Annotated in this window: 14 protein-coding genes; 8 read left to right on the top strand and 6 right to left on the bottom strand. The window is 47.4% G+C overall.

The annotated features are described in order from the left end of the window. Positions 1-15 precede the first annotated feature (15 nt). From SMSP2_RS03120 to SMSP2_RS03110, 3 genes are read right to left on the bottom strand one after another with little or no spacing between them, the layout of a single operon-like run. Positions 16-1,311, bottom strand: coding sequence for a TRAP transporter large permease (locus tag SMSP2_RS03120; RefSeq protein WP_146682565.1), 1,296 nt, complete (start codon positions 1,309-1,311; stop codon positions 16-18). Further along, positions 1,308-1,844 (bottom strand): TRAP transporter small permease, encoded by a 537-nt coding sequence (locus SMSP2_RS03115; RefSeq protein WP_146682564.1) that lies wholly within the window; start codon positions 1,842-1,844, stop codon positions 1,308-1,310. Before SMSP2_RS03115 ends, SMSP2_RS03120 begins: the two co-directional genes overlap by 4 nt. Next, positions 1,841-2,812: a TRAP transporter substrate-binding protein gene (locus SMSP2_RS03110; protein WP_146682563.1), complete on the bottom strand. Its 972-nt coding sequence runs from the start codon at positions 2,810-2,812 to the stop codon at positions 1,841-1,843. The genes SMSP2_RS03115 and SMSP2_RS03110 overlap by 4 nt, the downstream gene beginning before the upstream one ends. 318 nt (positions 2,813-3,130) lie before the next feature. Between SMSP2_RS03110 and SMSP2_RS03105 the strand changes: the two genes are divergently transcribed. From SMSP2_RS03105 to SMSP2_RS03070, 8 genes are all read left to right on the top strand, one after another. Next, complete coding sequence (locus SMSP2_RS03105; protein ID WP_146682562.1) at positions 3,131-6,112, top strand: LPS-assembly protein LptD; 2,982 nt, start codon at positions 3,131-3,133, stop codon at positions 6,110-6,112. A gap of 77 nt (positions 6,113-6,189) precedes the next feature. Further along, positions 6,190-7,140 carry a class II fructose-1,6-bisphosphate aldolase gene (gene fba, locus SMSP2_RS03100; protein ID WP_146682561.1) on the top strand — a complete coding sequence of 317 codons (951 nt, stop codon included), beginning with the start codon at positions 6,190-6,192 and terminating at the stop codon, positions 7,138-7,140. 79 nt (positions 7,141-7,219) lie between these two features. Then, positions 7,220-9,547, top strand: a complete 2,328-nt coding sequence (locus SMSP2_RS03095; RefSeq protein WP_146682560.1) for a S41 family peptidase — start codon at positions 7,220-7,222, stop codon at positions 9,545-9,547. Positions 9,548-9,664: 117 nt separating this feature from the next. Further along, complete coding sequence (lysS, locus tag SMSP2_RS03090; protein WP_146682559.1) at positions 9,665-11,116, top strand: lysine--tRNA ligase; 1,452 nt, start codon at positions 9,665-9,667, stop codon at positions 11,114-11,116. A 73-nt stretch (positions 11,117-11,189) separates the two neighbouring features. Beyond that, complete coding sequence (locus SMSP2_RS03085; protein ID WP_146682558.1) at positions 11,190-12,557, top strand: FtsX-like permease family protein; 1,368 nt, start codon at positions 11,190-11,192, stop codon at positions 12,555-12,557. Beyond that, the gene (locus SMSP2_RS03080; protein ID WP_146682557.1) at positions 12,557-13,900 is read left to right on the top strand and encodes an ABC transporter permease; all 1,344 of its coding nucleotides are present in this window, start codon (positions 12,557-12,559) and stop codon (positions 13,898-13,900) included. Before SMSP2_RS03085 ends, SMSP2_RS03080 begins: the two co-directional genes overlap by 1 nt. After that, positions 13,897-14,580, top strand: a complete 684-nt coding sequence (locus SMSP2_RS03075) for an ABC transporter ATP-binding protein (protein WP_146682556.1) — start codon at positions 13,897-13,899, stop codon at positions 14,578-14,580. Before SMSP2_RS03080 ends, SMSP2_RS03075 begins: the two co-directional genes overlap by 4 nt. A 203-nt stretch (positions 14,581-14,783) precedes the next feature. Further along, positions 14,784-15,101, top strand: coding sequence for a PEP-CTERM sorting domain-containing protein (locus SMSP2_RS03070; RefSeq protein WP_186804825.1), 318 nt, complete (start codon positions 14,784-14,786; stop codon positions 15,099-15,101). Positions 15,102-15,171: 70 nt separating this feature from the next. Here SMSP2_RS03070 and SMSP2_RS03065 read toward each other — a convergent pair whose 3' ends face one another. The 3 genes from SMSP2_RS03065 to SMSP2_RS03055 form a co-directional block, all read right to left on the bottom strand. Further along, positions 15,172-16,476, bottom strand: a complete 1,305-nt coding sequence (locus tag SMSP2_RS03065) for a pyridoxal phosphate-dependent aminotransferase (protein WP_146682554.1) — start codon at positions 16,474-16,476, stop codon at positions 15,172-15,174. A gap of 99 nt (positions 16,477-16,575) precedes the next feature. Next, positions 16,576-17,031, bottom strand: a complete 456-nt coding sequence (tsaE, locus tag SMSP2_RS03060; RefSeq protein WP_146682553.1) for a tRNA (adenosine(37)-N6)-threonylcarbamoyltransferase complex ATPase subunit type 1 TsaE — start codon at positions 17,029-17,031, stop codon at positions 16,576-16,578. Between the two features lie 44 nt (positions 17,032-17,075). Beyond that, the gene (locus SMSP2_RS03055) at positions 17,076-17,999 is read right to left on the bottom strand and encodes a thiamine-phosphate kinase (protein WP_146682552.1); all 924 of its coding nucleotides are present in this window, start codon (positions 17,997-17,999) and stop codon (positions 17,076-17,078) included. Between the last annotated feature and the right edge of the window lie 120 nt (positions 18,000-18,119).

Here is an 18,119-nt window from a genome sequence, read left to right as displayed (position 1 = left end):
CTTTTTAACCATAGATTAAATAAAGCCCGAAATTCCCGGCAGAAACAGAGTGATCCAGCTGATGTAAGTGCATAGAAGCAGCGTAATTACCATAGCAATAAAAAAGGGTATGATTTTTCTCATCACATTAGCCACTGTTGTTTCACCTATGCCGCAGCCGAGAAACAGACATGTTCCAACCGGCGGTGTGCACAGCCCGATACAGAGGTTCATTATCAGGATAATCCCAAAATGGAGCGGATGTATCCCCAGATTCCGCACAATCGGCAGAAATATCGGCGTAAAAATCAGAACAGCCGGAGTCATATCCATAAAGGTACCGACTGCCAGCAGAATCATATTTATCAGCAGCAGCAGTATATACTTATTGTCCGTAAGGCTTACCAGCGCAGCGCTGATGTTCTGCGGCACGTTCTCTGCGGCCAAAACCCAGGACATCGCCATGCTTGTACCAATCAGCAGGAACACTACCGATGTCATCACCCCGCATTTAAGCATCAGCGAGGGAAGCTCGGTGATTTTAACCTCACGGTAAAAAACAACCGCCAGCAGAAATGACCACGCGACCGCAACTGCCGAGGCTTCGGTAGCCGTAAACCAGCCGGCGAGTATTCCGCCCATTACAATGATGATCAGCAGAAGAGCCGGTATCGCCTGGAAAAACTTCATTACAGCCTCGCCCGCCGAAGCTCTTTCGCCCTCTCCGTAGTTGTTTTTAATGGAAAAATAAAGACTGACAACCATCAGACCAATACCAACCAGCACCCCCGGCAGGATACCGGCTATGAACATGCCCGCAATAGACACTGCCCCGCCGGTAGCAAGAGAATAAACAATCATGACATTGCTCGGCGGTATTAAAAGCCCCGTCGTAGCGGCGGTTACCGTTACAGATGTGTTGAAATCACGGTCATAGCCGTGCTTATTCATCATCGGTATCATGAAACCGCCCACACTTGATACCGCCGCGGCGGCTGAACCGCTTATAGCACCAAAGAACATACATGTCAGTATATTAACCATCGCCAGACCGCCTTTAAAACGGCCTACAAGAACATTAGCAAAATCAATCAGCCGCCGGGCAATTCCGCCATGGCCCATAAGAAGCCCTGAAAGAATAAAAAAGGGTATCGCCAGCAAGGTGAAACTGTCAATTCCGGATGCGATATTGTGCGCGGTAGCCACAGCGGCCGGAGCCTGCATAAAGAGAAACGCCAGCACTGTAGCTATACCCATACAAAACGCTACAGGAACATTCATAATAAGAAGTGTAACAAATGCCAGTACAAGAACTACAACAGCTAAACTCATTTTGAAACCTCCCCGTCATTATCCTGATCAGATACTGGTATATCTGCCCTGCCGCTGAGCCTCTCGGCTATTCCCATAAAACTGTATATACACATAAAAACACCACTTACTGGAACTGCCAGATATATGTAACCCATCTTTATACCCAGAGAAGCTGACACCTGGCCCAGCTCAAGGGTTGTGCTGACAAAATCCCAGCCGCCGTAAACCATAACATAAGCGGAGAACAAAAAAATCAGCGTAAAGGCGGCTGTCTCTATTTTGATTCGTTTAGCCAGGGCCAGTTTGCCGGTAAAGTAATCTATGCCGAGATGTGCCCCGCGGCCCAGAGCAACCGCGGCTCCAAGAAGGGCAACCCATACAAGCAGAAATGTTGCTGCTTCTTCTGTCCATTTACTCGGGTTTTCAAGGACTTTACGGGCAAATACCTGCCAGAGCACGTCAAAAACAAGCAGTGACATAGCTATTATTACAATTCCCTCGAGAATCCTGTCGAGTGCCAGCTTGATCTGTTTAATAAAATGAAGCATCATTCAACCTCCACAATTCGCCTAATCAACTCTCCAACTCTGCCATCCTTGTATTTTTCCCAGATCGGTTTTACACTGTCAATAAACGGCTGTTTCTCGACCTCGATAATCTCAACGCCGTTTTTGGCGACTTCCTTTAGAGAGAACTCTTCAAATTCAGCCCAGAGTTTCTTCTGATGAGCCACGGACTCGTCAGCTGCCTGCTCAAGCCATTTCTGTTCTTCACCGCTTAGACTGTTCCATACCCTGCTGCTGATAACCAGTATATCAGGAACCCGGGCATGTTCGTCGAGACAGTAATACTTGCATATCTCATAATGGCGGGAAACATACAGTGAGGGCGGATTGTTTTCCGCGGCGTCAACCACTCCCTGGTCGAGCGCTGAATACAGCTCCCCCCATGGTATTGGAGTCGCGGCACCTCCCATCACATTTACCATCTCAGTCGCCATTGGACTGTTCTGAACACGAACCTTCAGAACTTTGCCATCGCGGCATAAATCTGCCGGAGACAGTATAGGCTTGCGTGCATAAAAACTGCGTGCGCCGGCGTCATAATAACATAAACCCTTTAGCCGCTTTGAAATACCTGAATCCAGTATCTCTTTTCCTATCGGGCCCATGGCAACCTTCCAGAAATGCTCTGAATCTCTGAACAGATACGGCACCCCGAGCACACAGTAATCTTCTACAAAAAGCTCCATTGTCGCCGAAGAAGTCTTTGTCATTGCCAGATAACCAAGCTGAAGTGCCTCGATGCATTCTTTTTCATTGCCGAGTTGTTCAGACGGATATATCTTAATTTTGAGCTTACCGTCAGATATTTCTTCGACTCGCCGGGCCATATACACCATGCCTTTGTGCACGGGGTGCTCGGTATTTAGACCATGCGCCAGACGAAGTGTTCTCGCTTCTGCGCCATAAACCGCAAGCAAGGCCGCCAAGACAGCCAGATTACCAAACCTGATCATTTTTATCTCCGTTTATAACAAACACTCTATAAAGATTATAACGGTAATTCATAATTTACAATATTTTACGTACTTTATCAAATATTTTAAAATATGTTTTGCTGAATTGATTATAAAAATTCAAATTCCAGCTTAATTGAACTGTTTTGGGGTTACGAGATAAGGGCAAACCGCCGCAATAATCCAAAATCACAATAAAACAAACACTCAACTGGGATGATAATGCTCTGCCTGGTCATTTTTTTGCTGGATTCCACGGGATAAAGCTGTAGAATACTTTTTTGTTTAATATAGAGTATCATTGACTTAAGGGTCTGTATGCGAACTGAACGATTTTACATAGCGCTGCTGCTGGTCATATTGTCGGCAGTATCGTGGATATTCGGCGGCGGCGGGATAATCTCCGGCCAGAATCTGCACCTTAGCGGAAATAAACTTTCTCAGGTTTCTCCCGGGGAAGGTAAGCACATACTGCTTTTTGAAGAAGGTCTAAATCTAAGCATAGGTGCAAACGAGTTTTACAGCGATTCCGGCTTGGTGTGGATCGACACTGTACAACAGGTCTGGGCCGGCCGCAGTGAGATAGAATATGAGGTTAGAATTTACCTCGAAGGCAATGTAAAGATAAACAAAGGCCCCAACGCAGGTGCAACGTCTTTCACCGAGCAGACAATCGCGACCGGCCAGGCAATGATGAGCGGATTCAGGGTGTCAGGCAATGTGTTCATAAACACAGAGGAGAAAACAAGTTCCGACCCGCGTTCTACTGACATTTACAGCCGTGCATCGCAATACATCAAACCCGAAGACCTCACACGCTGGATCAGTGAAAGCGCCAGAGTACCGGAAAATGTCGGCGTAGATGAAGCAGTGGAAACCGGCGGCGGCCGCAGCGGGATATTTTCCTGGTTTGTGCCTGACCTTACTGACAAAAGAACTCCAAAAAGCAAATCAAGCGTCATAGGAACCCCGGTCGCTGAGGAATTTGACTACCCTATAAACATTTCCAGTTTCTGGGACGAACAGCTCGAGATTGAAAAGACAACAACCCCTTCCGGCGATAACGCAGCTACAATTATCGGCAGGTTCTATCTCTGGAAAAAACTCGATGACCGCGGAAACATGATCGAGTTTCAGGCTGATTACGCCGTCGTTTTCTACGAAGGACAAAGTGGCTCCGACCAACAGGAAGGCGAAATGGAAGACATGTTCGCCGCGGCTAATGTCAACGCGATATACGTTGGCGGCAACGTTACAATGGCGCAGGGTGACTATGTAATACGGGCGGATGAGCTTTATTATAACTTCAATTCGAAAGAGGCTTTAGCCATCAACTCCGAGATGAGGCGATATGATCCGGGGCTTGGCATACCGATTTACATGCGTGCCGAGGAAATAGCCCAGGTAACAGATGGGATCTTCAGTGCAAAAAACGTAACCCTAACGAGCGACGAGTTTTACCTGCCCCAGCTCTCAGCCAACGCTTCGAGCGTAGTGGTTTCTGACTATGAGACGATTGACGAGAAAAGCCGCCGGCTTGAATCTCGTTATGTAGCCGAGCTGAAGGACGTTACAGTAAAACACGGAAACTGGTCTATCTTCAAGTGGCCCAGCCTGACATCCGGCCTTGAACGGCCCGAGCTCCCGGTTAGGAAGCTCAGCGTCGCTAATAACAGTCACTTCGGCACCGGCCTTGAATCAAGCTGGTATCTCTCGAGGCTGCTGGGATTTGCACAAAAACCCGGCGTATCAAGCGATCTTCTTCTCGACTACTACAGCAAGCGGGGTTTTGGTGCCGGTACAGACATTGAATTTGAGGACAGCGACAGTTTCGGTGAGCTTAAATCATATATAATCAAGGACTGGGGCCAGGACCGTCTCGGGCGGATTGACAGCCGAAGAAATTTAGCCCCTGAAAGTGATTACCGCGGCCGCTTTACCTACCGCTACCGTAAATATTTAGATTATGACTGGCAGCTTTCAACCGAGCTGAGCTACCTCTCTGACAGGAACTTCCTTGAGAGCTACGAGAGGAACGAATTTTACGAGGACAAGGACCAGGAAACACTGATACACCTGAAAAGGAGCTGGGATAATCAGGCATTTTCGATACTTGGCAAGTGGCGGCTGAACGACTTTACGAATGAGACCGAGGAGCTTCCCAGCTTCCGCCACAACCTCGTCGGCCAGGACCTCTGGAACGGCCGTCTTACCTGGTACAGTGAATCTTACGGCGGACACCTGCGAAGCCTTATGGACAACAGCTCAGGCGCGGCTGATGAGCCGTTCTTCACTCACGCCCACACACGCCAGGAAATCGACATGCCTCTGCTGATAGATAAATTTAAGATAGTGCCATATATCGCAGGCAGTTATGTGTATGATGACGGTATGCAGTACAATACCGATATCAGCGGAAACGCCGTTGACCCTGAAAACAACATGCTCCTCGGCGAATACGGCCTGAGGGCTTCAACCATGTTCTCAAAAACCGACCCCGGCGTAAAATCGCAAAGATGGGACATTAACGGAATTAGACATATCATCCGCCCTCACGCCGAGCTTACGGGCTATCAGGAAAGTGATGATGCAATCGAAATGCGGGATATGTACAATATCGGCATCGAGCAGATATGGCAGACCAAACGGGGAAATCCGGAATCACCGACTCTGGTCAACTGGATGAATCTGGATTTAAACCTGACATGGTTCTCTGACGATGATGAAAACGGCGGCCCTGCAAGATACGCATTTGCCTCCGGCAGTTCAACTCTCTTTGACAGGAGATACGGCCCATATTACGGACACAGAAACAACTCTTTAAATGGCAAGTACAACTGGCATGTTACAGACACACTGGCCTTTTTAAGTGATTTCAATTACGGCCTGGAAAGCGGCAAACTCGAACAGCTCAATGTTGGAATCAGCCGCTATATCTGGCCGGACATGAACATTTATCTCGGTAACAGGTACCTTAATGATACAATATTTACAAATGCGTTGGGAGAGTATTACGAAAAAGGCTCCAACAACGCGGAATTCGCTATAACATATCGGATAAATGAGAGATATACAGTCAGCTTTGCTCAGGAATACAACTTTGACTTTGGAAGAAATACAACCAGCCAGGTTGCATTGATACGCAAGTACCACAGAATTTATTACGGACTTATCTTTGCTACAGACGCTTCTCTTGACACAAGCTCAATAGTTCTTAGTATATGGCCTGAAGGTGTTGAAGATGTCGTTATAGGCTCAAGGCGTTATGTCGGCGTATCCAACCCCGCTATGTATGAATAACAGCGTGAAAAATGCCTGAAAAGTGTAAAACGGGCATTTATGATATAATTTTTTTAACAAGCATTTAGGAGAAACAAATGCCATTAGTTGATACTAAAAAAATGTTCGAGATGGCTTACAAAAACGGCTATGCCGTCGGCGCATTCAATGTAAACAACATGGAGATTACACAGGGCATCGTCAAGGCAGTAGCCGAGACCAAATCGCCGCTTATCCTCCAGATTTCAAGAGGTGCCCGCTCTTACGCAAGCATGTCTTACCTCAAAGCCATAATCGACGTAGCTGTTGCAGAAAATCCGGAAATCCCGATTGCCATGCACCTCGACCACGGCGACACATTCGAGACATGCAAGCAGTGCGTTGATGACGGTTTCACTTCTGTCATGATCGACGGCTCACACCACCCCTTCGAGGAAAACATCCGCATCACCAAAGAGGTCGTTGACTACGCACACGCACACGGCGTTGTAGTCGAAGCTGAACTGGGCCAGCTCGGCGGTATCGAGGAAGACGTCGTCGGCATCAGCGAAGAAGATGTGATGAATCACCTCACAAACCCCGACCAGGCCGTTGAATTCGTTGAGAAGACCGGCGTAGATTCACTGGCAGTTGCCATTGGAACAAGCCACGGCGCTTATAAATTCAAAACCGCCCCCAAACTTGCATTTGAAGTTGTTGAGCAGATTTCAGAAAAACTGCCCGGATTCCCGCTGGTGATGCATGGGTCAAGCTCAGTTCTTAAAGAGTTTAAAGACCTCATCAACAAGTACGGCGGAGCAATGCCTGATGCTATGGGTGTACCGGAAGATGCCATTACAAATGCTTCCAAGATGGCTGTGTGCAAGGTAAACATCGACACAGACCTTCGTATGGCGCTGACGGCAAAAATACGTGAAGTCTTCAGCACTAAGCCCGAAGAGTTCGACCCGCGTAAATACCTCGGCCCCGGCCGCGAAGCTATCTACGAAATGGTGCTTCACAAACTTAAGGTGCTCGGCTGTACCGGCAAAGCATCTGAATGCCTCTAAAAAACGCTTTTAATTGTAAAAAAATAAAGCCCCCCGGTGCAGATCGGGGGGCTTAAATACTATCTCCCAAAGGAAAATAATGAGCAAATCCAAAAGGCTGATAAATACGGTTTGCGTAAGTGCCGCAGCCGCGATGCTGATCGCCATTACGGTTATCAGCAGTAACACGGCGGCCGATTCGCCAAAAAACGATTCTCCAAAATACCAAACGGCAGAGAATTACAGCCAGGCTGAACAGATTTTCGCAGACATATATTCCGGCAACTTTGTTTCAGCCGGTGAGAAATTAGAAATCGTCAGCCAGAACAGCCAGGCAAAATATCTTTCTAATCTCAAAAAACTGCTCAATGACTACAACCGTATGCAGCAGAGCAGAGATGATAAGCGCGTAGAAAAATATATGGAATGCATGGAAAAACTCGAACGCGCAAGAAAAGAAGGAATACCTGAGTACAAGGGATTTGAAAAGAATAAATCTTCTGACAACGATGATGAATCAGGAGATGACGACGAAGACGGCGAAGATGACCCGGCGGATGAAGACGAAGAAGACAAAGAGCTTACCTTTGCAAATCTTCAGGCTAATATAATTATGGCCTACAAATACGCCGCAGAAGACACAAAAGAAGAACTGCTTGAAGACCCGATAGTAAAAGAGGTCTTAGAGCTCTCACGCCAATACAGCGAGATTCATGAACAGAACGGTGAGTGGATCGACGCCTACGCCGTATATTATTACTGGCTGCCCGAATTGTTTCCGGACGAAGAACAATACGAGGAGTACGGAGAAGAGCTCAGCAATAAGGCCCTGATATCCACCCTTCTCAAAGACACTCCCTGTGAAACTCGTGAAGAAAGGTACAGCGGAATCGAGCCTGCAATGTTTGTCAGAGCGGTAAAGGCCCTTGAGCAGGTCTATATTACCACGATGGATTTCCGAGAGATGGCTGTCAAAGGGATTGAGCGGTGCAAAATGCTGGCGGAGGTACTTAATTTTGAAGATGAGGATATAACTATCAGCATCGACAAAGCCCAGATTGCCAGGTGGAGCGTCCGCCTTGATGAAATATCCAACGAGGTCAACAGCCTTCAGTTCAGCTATGACTGCAACTCAATGATAGAAACCTTCGGGAAAGTGCTTGAGTCGAACATGCAAACGGCTCAAATCCCCCAGCAGGTCGTTATTGCCAGATTCACAGAGGCAGCCCTGAACACACTCGACCCCTACACCACCCTTGTATGGCCGTGGGAAGTGCAGGAATTCCAAAAGAACATGACTCAAAAATTCTCGGGCATAGGCGTTGAAATCTCAATGGATACCGGCAAGATCAAAATCAACAGCCTGATACCTGATACCCCTGCCTATGCCACAGGACTTGACGCGGGCGATTATATTGTAAAGATCAACGGCGAAACCACTGAAAATATGACCATAAACTGCGCCGTTAAATACATTACCGGTCCCAGCGGAACAGAGGTAACACTGACAATTGAAGACGGCAAAACACGAAAAAAACGTGATGTAACCATCACCCGCAAAACTATCGATGTTCCTACCGTACGCGGCTGGCAGCGCGAGGACAACGGAAACTGGAATTATATGATCGAGCCGGAAACAGGCATCGGCTATATCCGCCTTACCGGTTTTACAAGCAACACTGCCGAGGGCATGAAGGAAGCCATCGAGCTGATTGATCAAAACGGCATGGAAGCCATAATACTCGACCTCAGAGGAAACCCCGGCGGCTACCTGCAAACGGCGGGAGATATCGTGGATTACTTTGTTGACGAGGGAACAATTGTCAGCACGAGGCCCAGAGTCGGTTTCCCCGACAAACTTACGGCTGATAAGAAAGCAAACATAACCTGCCCGCTTGTTGTTCTGATTGACGGCGGTTCGGCCTCAGCTTCAGAGATCGTTTCAGGGGCACTGCAAGACCCTGTTTACCGCAGAGCTGTTATTGTCGGAGAGCAAAGCTACGGCAAAGGCAGCGTGCAGACTATAATGGATTATCCCGGCGGAGGCGCCCAGCTCAAGTACACTATGGCATATTACTATCTGCCGTCAAATACCAAAGTAAAGAACCGATTTGAAGCAGAAAAGCAGAACACAAAAGACTGGGGAATAATCCCTGATGTCCAGATAGAGCTCAAAGGTTTTGAGTTCGAGGACTATTTTGAAACTCAAAAAGACAACAATGTCCTTGTGCAGGCAGGCAAGGACCATTCAGAAATAAAACGCCGCAGCGAAGAGGAAACAATAAAAAGCGATCCTCAGCTTGCTGCGGGCATAGTCGTAGCCAAAACATTGCTTACCGAAAAAGAAGCCGGCTTTGATGTGCTGGCGAAACAAGTTCAAAAGCCCGAAAAGAAAAAGAGCTTTTTGAAATACCTTCTCGGAGGCTGACAAACATAATCAAAAATGATTGGCCGCCCTAAATGGCAGATGAGCGAGAGATAACAATACTCCTCTCATTCGCAGGCCAATGAACGCATAAACCAAAATTTACCGGAGTTTATACTCATGCAGACAGAAGTCGAGAGACTCGAAGAACAAAGGCAAAAGAGACTTGATAAGATAAGAGAGCTCGGAATCGACCCCTACGGCGTACGCGTTGAAAATGTTGAGCCTTCGAGTCAGATACGCGCAAGATACGAGGAAGAGACAGAAGGCCAGCGGGCCAAGGCCGCCGGCAGGATAGTCCTTCTTCGCGACTGCGGCAAGCTGATTTTTCTGACCCTGCGGGATTCATCAGGGGCAATACAGCTTGGCCTCAATAAACGCAGAATGGAAGAACAGTGGTCTCTTGCGAAACTCTTAGAGCTGGGCGATATTATTGCCGGAGAAGGCGAACTTAGCCGCACAAGAACCGGTGAGCTTACCATCTGGGTTGAAACACTGACGTTTCTCTCCAAATCCATCAATCAGCCGCCGGAGAAGTTTCACGGCCTGGCCGATGTTGACATGAGATACCGGCAGAGATACGTTGACCTGTGGGCAAACCCGGAGGTTATGGAGCGTTTCCGTCTGCGGTCACAAATGATAACTTCCATTAGAAATCTGCTCAGCGACAAAGGTTTTCTCGAAGTAGAAACCCCTATGATGCAGTCAATCGCCGGAGGTGCCGCGGCAAAGCCGTTTATCACCCACCACAATACACTTGACATGGATCTCTTCATGCGGATCGCTCCGGAGCTGTTCCTTAAACGGCTTCTGGTAGGCGGCATGGAGAAAATCTTTGAGATCAACAGAAGCTACCGCAACGAGGGAATCGACACAAAACACAACCCAGAGTTCACAATGATGGAACTCTATCAGGCTTATGCAGACTACAGCGACATGATGGATATCACCGAAGAAATTGTATGCAGCCTTATCGAAGAACACTGCGGCGGCAATTACAAGCTCAAATTCGGAGATCTCGAGGTGGACTACACCCGCCCGTGGCGCAGAGCCAAATACGCTGATCTGCTCAAAGAATACAGCGGCTGCGATATTACCGACATTAAAGGCCTCCGCGAGAAGGCCCGGCAGCTGCATATCAAAGAAGATCAGATGGACGACCTTGTTGTCATAAACGAGGTCTTCGAAGAAACAGTAGAACAGCATCTGATAAATCCAACGTTTGTCATTGACTATCCCGCCAAACTCTGCCCGCTGACTCGCAGAAAAGCTGACAATCCGGAAATTGCCGAACGCTTTGAGCTTTTCGCCGCCAAAATGGAGCTGGCCAATGCCTATACCGAGCTCAATGACCCTGCGGTGCAGGAAGAGAACTTCCGTATCCAGCTTCATGGCCAGCAGGACACTATGGCAACGATGGACGAAGACTTCATAAACGCCCTGAAATACGGGATGCCGCCCGCAGGCGGGCTTGGTGTCGGTATCGACAGGCTTGTGATGCTGCTCACAAACGCAACGAGCATCAGAGATGTCATACTCTTCCCGCTGCTGAAATCGGCAAAACAGGATTAACAGCCAATAAACCGCAAAGCCCGGCTGACCAATGACAGCCCGCTGCAAATACCGGAACTAAAGAGGATAATAAATGCTCAAACTTCTTTTATGTATCAGATATCTGACCCGAAGGAAGATTGTTTTTTTGAGCATACTTGCCGTGGCGATCTCGACCGCCCTTCTTGTCGGTGTTTCCTCTCTGTTCAAGGGCTTTATTTATGCGGTTGAGAACTCGATGACAACGCATCTTGGAGACGTGCTGATAACATCACCCGACCCGAGCGTGCTGATGCTCGAGAGTGACGACCTTTGCAGACACCTTGAAGAGCTTGACATTGTAAAACGGGCAACTCCGGTTATTTCAACTGAGGGGCTTATGCTGCTCGGCAAGGGAAATGTCCGCAGGACTATTGTCTGGGGGATTGACCTTGAAAGCAGAACAGAGGCTCTGGGTTTCAATGAATTCCTTGTACGCCAGAAGGACAGTCCAAATCCCTCCTTTAACCCTGACTCCGGCGGAAACGAAAGCGGTTTTGTCGGGATTGGGCTGGCAATATCCCCAGATCCGGTAACCGATGAATACAGGACAGAAGACCTCGAAAACCTTTACGGCAGAAAACTCGTGCTGATGACCGCGGTACAGGAGCCTTACAGAATGACCGGCGAGCCGCGTAAATCAGGTTTTGAAAATCTAAAACGGGTCAACATCCCATTCACGGTTTCAGATGCCGTATTCTGCGGCGTACACAGATTCGATTCGGAATACGCTTTTTTGCCTATAAGTCTCCTGGCAGAGAAACTTTATCCGAAATTCAAACAGCAGAGGCCCGCGGAGATCATCCATATAAAAATGAACTCAGCCTCCAGAGTATCCAGCCGCGACATTGAACAAATTCGTGAAAGTTTCAGCCTGTTCGCATCTGAGCGAATGAACTGGCCCGATATGTGGATCAATTACACGCCTATATCCTCATCTGTCGATATGCAGTCACGCCTGATAGAGGAATACCGCAAGCAGATGGATGTGCTTATGGTCGTATTCGGGATCATAAGCGGCGGAGTAATACTGCTCATAACCTGCATATTCTACATGATGGTAATCAACAGACGTAAAGATATCGCAGTAATACGCAGCTTTGGACTATCAAGAAGCGGCGTAGCCGGCATATTCATATCATTCGGCATAACAGTAGGCCTGCTCGGTTCGGCTCTGGGGCTTTTCCTTGGGTGGCTGTTTGTCAAGAATGTAAACCATATTGAGCGGGGCATACAGCAGGCATTCGGCCTGAAAATATGGAAAAGCAGCGTGTATATGTTCGAGAGAATACCCGATCAGGTTGAGTGGAAACTCGCCTTTATACTCGCCGCGGCCGCGGTAGGCTCGGCGGTTATCGGCTCACTTCTTCCGGCGATTCTGGCGGCAATGGTCAATCCGGTTAAGGTGTTGAGGTACGAGTGATGATACTTACCGGAAAACTCATCGGCAAATACATGCTCAGACGCCCGATAGTCTGGCTGGCTGTCATTACAATAGCCGTTTCGGTCTTCATACAGCTGGTGGTGATGACGATCATGGACGGTCTGATCCGGGATTTCGCGGACAAGAATCATGCCCTTGTCGGGGACTGCGTGATAACAAGCAGCTCTCTAACCGGATTTCCCTACTACGATGAACTGATAGACGAGCTTGAAGGCGATGCCCAGATTCTCGCCGCCTCACCGGTAATTCACTCCAGCGCATTGCTGAGCATGGACGATGGCGACTGGACACAGGCTGTTGACCTGATTGGTATCAAACCTGACAGCTACTGCATGGTAACCGGTTTTTGCGATTCGCTCTACAGGAAATCTTACAGCGGCGGTATATTTGATCACCCGCACGGCCAGGGTCCGGGCTGTATCCGCGGAATATCAATGATGAATGCCAAATCCGGCAGTGGAACATACAATCACAGCCTCGATTATCCCGTAAAGTTAGAAATAAGCGGCTTTCCATTAACCTGGAAAGGGACACTTGCCAACGAGGCCACAGGGCTCATAAACTCCCAGTCTTTTTATGTCGCCAACGATTCGGACACCGGCGTGCCTCTGGTGGATGACTTTACGATATATGTGCCTTTCGAGCAGGCGGGAAAAATCTGCGGCATGGACACAGCTGCTGCCAGAGTAAACCGTATTTTCATTAAATTTGAGCAGGGTATTCCTCTTGAACAGGGAGTAAGCGGGGTAAGAGAGATTTTTAAGCGGTTTATTTCGGAGAATTCCGGATCACAGTTCGCCTCACTCTTTGAGCAGGTACAGGTTAAAAGCTGGAAAGTACATCTGGTTGAAAATATCGCACCTATGGAGAAGGAACGCACCATGCTTACCGCCCTTTTCACACTGCTTGGACTGCTTAATGTATTCGTCGTATTCATAGTCTTCTATATCATTGTTAACTCGAAACATAAGGATATCGGCATCTTAAGAAGTTTCGGCGTAAGCAGATTATCGCTTATGGGTATGTTTACATCTTTCTCTGCCGCGATCGGCATCATAGGCGCCTCTTTGGGCTGGCTTGGCGGCTGGGCGTTTTTGAGATACATCAACGAGCTTGAAAACTGGCTGCACACAAATTACGGCTGGCAGCTCTGGGACCGTTCGATATACGCCATAGGACTGATACCTAACCAGCTAAACACAAATGTCCTGCTATGGATAATATTCGGAGCCCTGACAGCCTCTATACTCGGCTGCCTTGGGCCGGCTCATCAAGCTGTAAAACAAGATCCCGTTAACGTTCTAAGGGTTGGAACCGTATGAATTCTATCATAAAATGTGAAAATATCATAAAGTCATATAAAATGGGGCAAACCCGGCTGCAGGTGCTAAAGGGTGTGAATCTCGAAACCGCCCGCGGCGAATTTGTAGCCGTTATGGGCAGCTCCGGCTCGGGTAAGAGCACCCTTCTGCATATTCTCGGCGCGCTTGATAAACCCGACAGCGGAGAAATTATCTACGAGGGCACAAATTTAGCACGCATATCTGCTGCCAGGCTCAACGCATACAGAAACAAACAGGTCGGTTTTGTGTTCCAGTTCTACCACCTTCTCGATGAATTTAACGTGCTTGAGAATACCCTGCTGCCTGCAATGGCTTCAAGCTCTGTCATTAAATGGGCCGCAATAAGTTCTGATATCAAAAAAAGAGCCGTTTCCCTGCTCGAAAAGGTTGGTCTCGCAGACAGGCTCAATCACAAACCTCACCAGCTATCCGGCGGCGAACGCCAGCGTACCGCACTGGCAAGGGCTCTTATAAATGAGCCGCGGCTGCTGCTGGCGGACGAACCCACAGGCAACCTCGACTGGCAGAGAGGCAGTGAAATTCTTACGCTTTTAAAACAGCTCAACAAAGAGGGTCAGACGATTATTATGGTTACGCACGACAAGAAAGTCGCCGATGCAGCAGATAGAACCGTTGTAATTCAGGACGGGAAAATATAATTTCCTTGACTTTCCAGGTTTCAGGTTGTAAGATTTAACTAAGAGATAGTCAGAAATTAGAAGTTTTTCTACATTCGAATAGAGATTGAGTAGTACCCCTCGATTATGAAGCCTGTTTATTAGCGCAAACACCTTAATATTCAAGATTTAACCCAAGTTCGCTATTAACAAGTTGCCTCTGAGATTTTATGAGGATAAGGAAAATGAGATTGTACGTTATATTTTTATTGGCAGTAATTTATATACTTGCTCTGCCCGCAGGCAGTTTTTCTGGAGCAATTTGCAGTGATTTTTTTGTTCCGCAGAATGTTTCAAACATTGATCAACACCCATTATCCGCAGAAAATGAAGCCGGCGAAAATGACAGCGGGGGTGAATTCAATGCAGTTGATGTAATTGAATGCTGCATACGGACTGCAGCAGAAAAACAATACGCTGACACCTACGCGGCAGTTCCCGAACCATCCACGATGGCTATATTCGGCACAGGAATTATCGGCATACTATTAAGCCGCAGATGAAATTCACTTTGAGAGAATTTGTGAATTTCCCGGCAATAAACTGTTTTATATAATTTTTGCAGACAAAGAGTTATTCGGTTGACGATATATATTCTTTTATAGCCTCAGCTATCGTTTTCCATGTCCATCTGCGTTTTTCGTCATCGCATTCCAGAAGTGTTATCCGGAAACCTTCCCGGTCACAGCAGAATCCGGTAAGCGGAACAACACAAATCCCTGTCGCGGCAAGCAGATAATAAACAAAACGCTTGTCATTGGTGACATTTCGTACACGGGTTTCAATAAACCTCCTGACCTTAGTGTCGGTTATTTCCAGTTTCTGAACCCCGTTAAGCACTTCAGGCTCAAACATAATCGACATATAAAACGCGCCCTTGGGCTCATTTACCACGATACCGTCTATTCCCGAGAGCATTTCAACAGCTTCTTTGGCACGCGATTCAAAAACGGCACTGCGATTCTTGAGATGCGCAGGATAATTATCGCTGCCTATAACCGGCGGGATTGAATATTGAGGCAGCGAAGTGGAACAAACTTCCAGCATTTTTGCGTTTATAATGCTTGATATGTACCCCTTAAAATCAGGATATTTGTCCTGATTAAAGACCTCAATCCAGCCGCACCTGCCGCCGGGCCAGGGATACTCTTTGGATATTCCTCGCATAGCCAGACCGGGGACATCGTCTATCACCTCGCTCATATGCATTGTTTCTGTACCGTTATAAACGATATGAGAATAAATCTCATCACAGATCATGAATAATCCATGCCGGCGGGCGATATCTACCATCGCTTCGAGAATCTCACGCGGATAAACGGCTCCGGTAGGGTTATCAGGGTTTATCAGCATAAGACCCGCGATAGAATCGTTGTAGCGAACCTTATTTTCTATATCATCCAGGTCAGGCATCCAATTATTATAGGGATCAAGCTGATAGGTCAGGTGTTCATAACCGGAGTGAGCCGCCTCAGCGGATGAATGAGTTGAATATGCCGGCGCAGGGCCGATTACACGGGCTTCACGTTTGAGAAAGCCGAAAACCTTGTTCACGGCATCACCAAGACCGTTGAAAAACACTATATCGTCGCGGTTTACCTGACAGCCGCCCCTGATATTGATATTATGAGCAAGGAATTCCCGTGTTTCTGGGATACCCTGAGTATCAACATAACCATAAGTCTTGTCTTGACTTGCAAGCTCAAGAATTATTTTTTTGATCCACTCGGGCATCTTTTCACCCTTTTGGATTGGATCTCCGATATTTTCCCAGGTTATCTCAACGCCCATCTGCTCGAGTTCACGGGCAAATTTGACTATGCCTCTGATTTCGTAGGTTAGCTGGCCTGAACCCTCATGTATTATTTCTCTTCGCACTTATAACCTTAAACTATTAAACTTTTTACAAGGATTAAAGACATCAAGCAGAATTATACGAAATTCGTAGCCAAATGCAAGAAGTTATTTATTATTTTCTCATAAATGAATATATGCAGGCATCTTTTTGAACCTGACAAGCCGCTCACTTCCGGAGACATGTTCAAGCTCAAGTTCTGTCATATCAATGCCTTGCAATGATTTACTCACCTTATCCGCCCACTCTATAAGAACAACAGAATTATCATGGCAGAGATCATCAAAGCCCAACAATTCGAATTCCGTAGCAGAACTAAGCCTGTAAGCGTCAATATGATATATTTCGAGCCTGCCATCAAGATATTCGTTGACAAGAACAAATGTAGGGCTGTTTACGAATCCCTCAACCGCTTCACTGCATTCAGACACACCGCCAGCAATACCCTTAATGATATGGGTTTTACCTGTGCCGAGATTCCCCACGAGTGAGATGACTTCGCCGCCACGCAGCTGCTGCCCGATACGCTCGCCAAGTTTAATAGTTTCCTGGGGTGATTTTGTAATTATTTCTTTCATATCATCTAAACTTCTTATTTGTAAGTGCTGTTTATACCTGAAAGTTACTCTTTGTTTAAATGGTCATATCCGCCGGCTCTGAGCGGCTCAATTCGCCCGTCTGGGAATTCAATCATAACATCTTTCTTATCAGTTACTTCGCCGATACAGGTAATCTTCGCAGGCATCTTCCAGCCTGATTCCAGCCCTCCCGAATCCTTTGCGGCGACGGTAAAGAGAAGCTCAAAATCCTCGCCGTCATTAAGTGCACTGCTTAAATCAACATCCGGCAGAGAAGAAACAGGTATCTTTTCAGCATATACTACTGCCCCCACACCGGATAGACGGCAGATGTGATTTAAATCAGTGCTCAAACCGTCAGAAATATCCATCATCGCCGTTATTTTCGCTAATCCTCGCAGACGAAGAGCCTCTTCGATTCGCGGCGTAAATTCAAGATGCCTGCCGCGGATTGACCCGCCGAGCGAGCCGGTAACATATATCCTGTCTCCCGGCTGTGCGGTTGAGCGTTTTATCGGTTCTGCGCCGAGCGGCAATTTTGAAAACATCGTTACCGAGACAGCAAGTCTGTCATCTGAAGATTTCCAGCCGGTGATATCTCCGCCGATAAGCGGACAATTATATCTGCTCGCCGCATCGAGTATGCCCGCGTGCAGACGTTTAAGTTTATCCTCGCCAAAACCGGCTGGCAAAGCAACCGAAACTACAGCGGCAACCGGTATGCTTGCCATCGCCGCGCAGTCGCTAAGGCTGGCAGCCATCGATTTATAACCAACCAGCTCAAGCCTGTCGCCTCCGGAAAGGTCAAAATGCGTGCCGTCAAGGAGCATATCGGTCGTAACCAGAACGCTTTTGATATCCTCGGTACAGATTTGAGCCATATCATCGCCGATACCGATTGGAAAACGTACAGGGTCAAGCTGTTGCGCCGCCGCGAAATATTCTGTTATTTTTGATTCACTGCTCATTCTAAAACACAATTTTAGGCCTGATGCAAAGTTTTACAAGATTTATATTGCCTGTTTTGATAGATATGAGCGGCATCTTTGCTGACACACAGCGAAGACATCAGAATCTGGCAAGAAAAC

This window comes from Limihaloglobus sulfuriphilus, assembly GCF_001999965.1.
Classification (GTDB): Bacteria; Planctomycetota; Phycisphaerae; order Sedimentisphaerales; family Sedimentisphaeraceae; genus Limihaloglobus; species Limihaloglobus sulfuriphilus.
This window is presented reverse-complemented; position numbering and strand designations above follow the sequence as displayed.